Source organism: Aldersonia kunmingensis (genome assembly GCF_001646865.1).
Lineage (GTDB): Bacteria > Actinomycetota > Actinomycetes > Mycobacteriales > Mycobacteriaceae > Aldersonia > Aldersonia kunmingensis.
Window position 1 is genome coordinate 1 of the sequence record NZ_LRRB01000020.1, and the last position, 6,365, is coordinate 6,365.

The 6,365-nt window shown below is 66.9% G+C and carries 5 protein-coding genes and 2 pseudogenes; 2 read left to right on the plus strand and 5 right to left on the minus strand.

Annotated elements, in window-relative coordinates:
* Nucleotides 1-421 (plus strand): annotated as a pseudogene (locus A8G08_RS27345) (hypothetical protein); the annotation flags it as partial.
* A gap of 31 nt (nucleotides 422-452) precedes the next feature.
* Here A8G08_RS27345 and A8G08_RS01865 read toward each other — a convergent pair.
* From A8G08_RS01865 to A8G08_RS01885, 5 genes are all read right to left on the minus strand, one after another.
* Complete coding sequence (locus A8G08_RS01865; RefSeq protein WP_084435873.1) at nucleotides 453-1,916, minus strand: MDR family MFS transporter; 1,464 nt, start codon at nucleotides 1,914-1,916, stop codon at nucleotides 453-455.
* Between the two features lie 78 nt (nucleotides 1,917-1,994).
* A complete protein-coding gene (locus A8G08_RS01870; RefSeq protein ID WP_068269424.1) occupies nucleotides 1,995-2,459 on the minus strand; it encodes a ribose-5-phosphate isomerase in 465 nt (154 codons plus the stop codon).
* Nucleotides 2,456-4,183, minus strand: coding sequence for a dihydroxyacetone kinase family protein (locus A8G08_RS01875; protein WP_068269426.1), 1,728 nt, complete (start codon nucleotides 4,181-4,183; stop codon nucleotides 2,456-2,458). The genes A8G08_RS01870 and A8G08_RS01875 overlap by 4 nt, the downstream gene beginning before the upstream one ends.
* A 66-nt stretch (nucleotides 4,184-4,249) precedes the next feature.
* A complete protein-coding gene (locus A8G08_RS01880) occupies nucleotides 4,250-5,023 on the minus strand; it encodes an SDR family NAD(P)-dependent oxidoreductase (RefSeq protein WP_068269427.1) in 774 nt (257 codons plus the stop codon).
* A 36-nt stretch (nucleotides 5,024-5,059) separates the two neighbouring features.
* A complete protein-coding gene (locus A8G08_RS01885; protein WP_068269429.1) occupies nucleotides 5,060-5,884 on the minus strand; it encodes a sugar phosphate isomerase/epimerase family protein in 825 nt (274 codons plus the stop codon).
* 192 nt (nucleotides 5,885-6,076) lie between these two features.
* On the opposite strand from A8G08_RS01885, the pseudogene A8G08_RS01890 reads away from it, so the two are divergent.
* A pseudogene (locus A8G08_RS01890) lies at nucleotides 6,077-6,365 on the plus strand (MFS transporter); the annotation flags it as partial.

The window sequence follows — 6,365 nt, forward strand, 5'->3', positions numbered from 1 at the left end:
GGCGTTCCCGGACACGCGGGCGGGGGAGTCTCCAGACAAGCCCGGTACCCAGGTGCGCTACTGGTCGATATGCCAGAACGATCAGGTTTCGCCGTACCCGGTGGTGGCCTGCGCGGCCGATTTCCAGACCGCGCTCGATGCGAACGGCTACTACACCTACGTGATCGCGACGCCGGAAGACCTTCCCGCACGGGCAAAGTCGGACTCGAGCGTCACCGTGCTGCCGTGGGGTTCGACCGCGCCGCGCAAGGTCGTACTACTGCGCAACATGTTGCCGACCCCCGGGTTCAACCAAACTGTGCAGGCCGCGCAGGGTAGCGCGAACCCGGCAGCGGTCATGGGTGACTACTACCCGCAGACCACCTACTGCGCCGCATCCACGTTCCAATCCGGCGGTGCCGCAGCCTGTTTCGGTAGCTGAGGACGTCGCTCGCCGAGGCCGTGCCGCGCGACTACGCGGCAGCGGCTACCTGCGCCGACTCTCGCATGCGGGTGAACACCACCGCGGCCGCCACGGCGACAAGCGAAATCACACCGCCGGTCAGGAACGCCAGGTGGACACCGTGTGCCGTCGACGCGACGTCGACACCGTCGTCAGTCTGCGACGCGGTCGCCATGATCGTGACGAACAGTGCGGTTCCCGCGGCGCCCGCCACCTGCTGCACGGTGCTGACGACCGCGCTGCCGTGTGAGTACAGATTGGTGGGCAACGACCCGAGGGCCGTCGTCATCAGCGGCGTCAACGCGAATGCGATACCCACCGAAAGGGTGACGTGGCCCGCGATTATCAACGGCAGCGTCGAATCCTGGCCGAGACATGCCAGCAGCCACATGCCGACGCTCAGCGCGACCGTGCCGGGCAACACGAGCGGGCGCGGTCCGTAGCGGTCGAACATATTGCCGACGAACGGCGAGAACAGTCCCATCGCCAGGCCACCGGGAAGCAGTGCGAGACCGGTGGCCAGCGTGCTCTTGCCCAGCACGTTCTGCATGTAGATCGGTAGGAGGATCAGGGAACCGAACAGCGACAGCATGATGATGCACATCAAACCGACGGAGATCGCGAACGATGGGACAGCGAACGTGCGCAGGTCGAGCAACGCCGAGTCTCGCCGGGCGAGGATGCGCTGGCGCGCGATGAACACGACGAGTGCCACCGCGCCGACGGCCAATGGCACCCACGGGGCGATCGGGGTGTGCCCCGAGGCGGCTTCACCGATAGCGGTCAGACCGTAGACCAGTCCGCCGAAGCCGAGCGCAGAGAGCACGATGGACGGAATGTCGAGATGCGACGGCCGCGGCTCGGTGACGTTGCGCACCAGCACTGCTCCGAGCACGAGGGCACCGATCGCCACCGGCAGCACCATGAGGAACATTGCCCGCCAGCTGAAGTGCTGAAGGACGAAGCCGGACAGCGTCGGCCCGACTGCCGGCGCGACCGAGATGACGACCGAGATGAGCCCGAGCATCCGGCCGCGAATATTGGCCGGGACGATATGCAGAATCGTGGTCATCAGCAGCGGGAACATCAGGCCCGTCCCCGTCGCCTGGATGACCCTTCCGACAAGCAGAACGCCGAAGGACGGTGCGATCGCGGCGACGAACGTGCCGAACGAGAACAGCGACATCGCCGTGATGAAGATCGGCCGGATGTTGAACCGCTCGAGGATGTATCCGGTGGTCGGAATCACGATGGCCATGGTCAGCAGGAATCCGCTCGTGAGCCACTGCGCCTGCGACGCCGAGATGTCGAGGTCCACCATCAGGCGCGGCAGCGCGACGCTGAGGATGGTCTCGTTCAGAATGACGACGAACGTCGCCACGAGCAGGACGGCGATCAGCAGTTTGCCGGCTGCTCCGATGCCGGATTGTTCGCTCTCCGGCGTGGTCAGCGCGTCTTGCTGGGGCGTCTGCATACGGACGAGCCTAGAAGACGCTGCACAACCGCCCGGTCGCGAACCGGACGGGATCCCGTCGTTCCGGGCCGTGCGTGGTTATCCAGCGGCCTCGTACTCGCCGATCACGGCGACCTTCGCGGCCGATGCCGACGACGGATCGAAGCGGTAGTCGAGCCACTCGGACACCAGTCGGCGCGCGAGCTCGATCCCGACCACGCGCTGGCCGAGGCACAGCACCTGAGCATCGTTGGAGAGGATGGCGCGTTCCACCGAGAAGCTGTCGTGCGCGGTGACGGCACGGACGCCGGGAACCTTGTTGGCGCTGATCGCGACTCCGAGTCCCGTGCCGCATACCAGGAGCGCCCGGTCAGCCCGACCCTCGGCGACCATCCGTGCCGCGGTGACCGCGACATGCGGGTACGCGGTGCTCTCGTCCGGTCCGACCCCGACGTCCACCACGGAACCCACTCGGTCATCGCCTTCGAGGTCGCGCCGCAACGCGTCCTTGTACTGCAGTCCGGCGTCGTCGCAGCCGACGACGATGCGCAATTGTTCGCTCATTCCTGTTCGCTCCATTCGAATAGGTCCGCCACGGTGCTCAGGCACATGGCAAGTGAGACGGCGCCCGCGTCTGGGGTGCCGATGCTTTTCTCCGCCAAGGGGCGGGCGCGACCGACGCGTGGTCGCAGGTCTGCGGTTGCCGCGGCGGCCTTCTGCGCGACATCGACCGCGGCCGACCATGCGGTTCGCCAGTCCTGACCGGCGGCGACGGCGGTATCGACGGCTGCGTTGAAGGGTGCGAGTGCGTCGAGCATGGTCTTGTCGCCGAGTTGCGCACCGCCGAGTTGAACGATTGCGTCCTGTGCGGCGCGCAGTGCGGCCGCCATGGTCACGCTGTTCGGCAGGCCGTGATCGCCGAACGTGCGGCCGAGCGCGCTCAGTGCGGCACCCCAGAGGACGCCGGACGTCCCACCGGCCTTCGCGGCCCACGCGTCACCTGCGGCAATGAGGACACTCGCCATTCCGGACTCGCGCTGCACCGCTTCCTTGGCGGCTGCCGATGCCGCGGAGGATCCCTTGACCATGCCTCGCCCGTGGTCGCCATCACCGGCGACGGCGTCGATGCGACCGAGCTCCGACTCGGCCTCGGTCATGCGATTGGCAATCGCCCCAATGGCTTTCGCGACGAATTGGCCGCAGGCGCGCGAAGCGTCATCGGCGTCCGCGACCGTGACGACCGCAATCTGATCCGCGCGCGTGGTGTCGCGCCGGGTTCCGGTAGCCGCGGCGGGTGCACCCTTGCGAAATGCCGGGGTGTCCGCGGGCGCGGTCCAGAACTGCTCGAGTTCGTCGTCGAGCCACATGACCGTCAGTGAGCAGCCGGCCATGTCCAGGCTGGTGACCAGTTCGTCGACCTCGGGGTCGACGACGGTGTATCCGGCGTCGGCAAGCAGTCGTGCGACGGTCTTCCACACCACGAACAGTTCCTCGTACTTGGTGCGGCCCAGACCGTTCAATACGACCGCCACCCGTTCCCCTGCACCCTCGGGTCGCTCCGCGAGGACTCCGCGTACGAGCACCTCCGCGAGTTCGGCCGCGGACGGCAGTGGATGGTTCGCCACGCCCGGTTCGCCGTGGATGCCGAGACCGAGTCCCATCGTGGCGGGCTCGACGGTGAACAACGGCGAATCGGCGCCGGGCATCGTGCAGCCGTCGAAGGCGACGCCAAGCGTGCGCGTCGCGGCGTTCGCGGCCTCGGCCACCCGCTCCACATCATCGAGGTCGTAGCCGGCCTCGGCCGCGGCACTCGCACAGCGGAACACGGTGAAGTCACCTGCGATACCACGGCGCTTGGCGGCGTCTTCCGGTGCCGCACTGGCGATATCGTCGGTGACGGCGAGGTAGCGCGCATCGATGCCCTCGTCGAGCAACCGCTGCACCGCGAGCCCGAAGTTCATCACGTCGCCGGCGTAGTTGCCGGTGAGCAACAGAACGCCGGCGTTTCCGTGAGCGGCGCGGGCGACCGAGGTGGCCTCCCGGGCGGACGGTGAGGTGAAGATATTGCCGACTACTGCGCCGTCGGCGAAGCCGGGTCCGACCACGCCGCAGAAGGCGGGGTAGTGCCCGGAACCGCCGCCGACCACCACCGCGACCTTGCCGTCCGGGGTCTCGGTCGTGCGGACGACGCCGCCTTCGACGCCGGTCACGTAACCGGAGTGGGCGTCGAGGAAGCCGTCGAGCATGTCCTCGGTGAAGGTGGCCGGATCATTGAACAGTCGAGTCATGGTGTGCCTCAGGCAGATTGATGCGGGCGGGTGCCCGTCAGTCGGATTGGAGCGGGCTGGCGCCCGTCAGTGGATGTGGCTGCCGCCGTTGATGTCGAAGGTCGCGCCGGTGAGGTACGCGGCGTCATCGGTGGACAGGAAGGTGATCACCGCGGCAACCTCTTCCGTGGTCGCGGTGCGGCCGACCGGGATGGAGGCTGCCAGTGCCGCTTCGCTTTCGGCAGTGGCGCCGACACGGATGTTGGTGTCCACGGCGCCGGGGGTCACGGCGTTGACGGTGACACCGGTCGGGCCCAGTTCGCGCGCAAGGGCTTTGGTGAAGCCGAGGATCGCGGCCTTCGCCGAGGAGTAGGGCACCTTGCCGAAGACGCCGCCGCCGCGCTGCGCGGAAACCGACGACATATTGACGATTCGGCCGAAACCGGCGTCGATCATTCCGGGCAGGAACGCCTTGGTGACGAGGTAGGTGCCGGTGGCGTTGACCGCCATGACCTTGTTCCAGAGTTCGAGGGTGGTCTCGAGGAAGGGAACAGGGGAGGTGATACCGGCGATGTTCGCCAGTGCGCCGACGGTCGGGAGGTTCCCGTCGCGGACCTCGGCGGCCACGGCGGCCTCTGCGGCAGTAACCGACTCCTCGGAGGTCACGTCGATCTCGTAGCCGAAGCTCGGGACGTCGAACTCGCCGCCGATCGCCGCGGCGACCTTGGCCGACTTCTCGCCGTCGAGGTCGAGGATCACGATCGCCCAACCCTCGCGGGCGTAGCGGCGGGCGACGGTCTCGCCGATGCCGCGGTCCGAGGTGGCGCCGGTGATGACGGCGGTGCGCTGGGTGTTGAACATTGTTGATTCTCCTTGTTGCCGAGGCTCTTTGGTTGGTCAGATAAGGGCCGACACGAGCCGGGCGGCTGCGGCCGTCGCGTCGGGACGTTGTTCGTGGGTGACGTCGCGGGTCTCGAGTTCGAGCGAGAAGTGCCCGCAGTAGCCGCTGTTGGTGAGGGCTGCGAGGCCACCGGCGAAATCGGCGTCGCCGTTGCCGATGCTGAGGTTGATGTTGCCGGGCACCGCGTCGCGCAGGTGTACGTGCTCGATGCGACCGCCGATGCGGCTCACGAAGTCGATCGGGTCGCCGCCCGACGCGACGATGTGGCTGAAGTCCATCACCACGCCGACACGTGTGCCGATCAGCCGGTCGTGGAGCGCCCGGGCACGGTCGATGTTGCAGCTGAGCCGGAAGAGATGCAGCGTCTCGGACCACAGTGCGAGGCCGTATTCATGCGCGCGTTCCGCAGCGGTGGCGAGTTCGGCAGCCACGCGGTCGAGGTCGGTGTCGAGTGTGTCGATCGGATCGTTGCTCAACGCGCCGCACGGCAGGACGAGCGCCTTCGATCCAGTTTCGGCCGCGAGGGTGAGCAGCATGTCGAGATGGTCGCTACGAACTGCGCGCTCGCTCGCGCTCAGCTCTGCATTGAGGTCGCCGACGTCGCCGTTGATTGAGCGCACAGCCAGCCCGGAGGTCTTCACGGTATTGGCGACGTCCGACACCGCAGCGCGGTCCAGCACGTAGGGAACGTGGTCGCAGACACCGGGAAGTGCACCGAGGTCAATCTCCGAGAAGCCCAGGCCGGCGATCGTGTCGAGCGCTTCATCGAGGGGCTGATGTCGAAAGCTGATCGTCGAACAGCCGAGTCGAGGATGGATCATCGTCGCCTTCCTTGGGTAATCGCCTAGTGGCGTGATGGGGACCACAGTAGCGAGTTGACTGTTAACAATCAACAGATGCCAGTAACGCAGTTTACTGTTGACAGTAGACTGTGTTCGGGTTCACACTCGATGGCATCGCAATGTTGACAGTCAACAGACTGCTCGCTTGATCCCTCTGAAAGGATGAATCTCATGAGCGTTGACGCTCTGAAGATGCGCGGTCCGGTGCAGGGCACACCGGACGCGAAGCGTGTCGCCGTCGGCTCGGGTGTCGGCGCCGTCATCGAGACCTACGACTTCATCGGGTTCGGCACCGCCGCCGCGCTCTACTTCGGCACCGCCTTCTTTCCGGGCGCCAGCCCGGTCGCCGGCACGCTGGCCGCGTTCGCGACGCTCGGCGTCGGGTTCGCCGCCCGCCCGATCGGCGGCATCATCGGTGGCCACCTTGGCGACAAGGTCGGCCGCAAGCCGGTGTTGGTTG

Excerpts from the sequence above, each read along its gene's own strand:
- A8G08_RS01865 (WP_084435873.1), bottom strand. The coding sequence starts at position 1,916 with ATGCAGACGCCCCAGCAAGACGCGCTGACCACGCCGGAGAGCGAACAA.
- A8G08_RS01870 (WP_068269424.1), bottom strand. The coding sequence starts at position 2,459 with ATGAGCGAACAATTGCGCATCGTCGTCGGCTGCGACGACGCCGGACTG.
- A8G08_RS01875 (WP_068269426.1), bottom strand. The coding sequence starts at position 4,183 with ATGACTCGACTGTTCAATGATCCGGCCACCTTCACCGAGGACATGCTC.
- A8G08_RS01880 (WP_068269427.1), bottom strand. The coding sequence starts at position 5,023 with ATGTTCAACACCCAGCGCACCGCCGTCATCACCGGCGCCACCTCGGAC.
- A8G08_RS01885 (WP_068269429.1), bottom strand. The coding sequence starts at position 5,884 with ATGATCCATCCTCGACTCGGCTGTTCGACGATCAGCTTTCGACATCAG.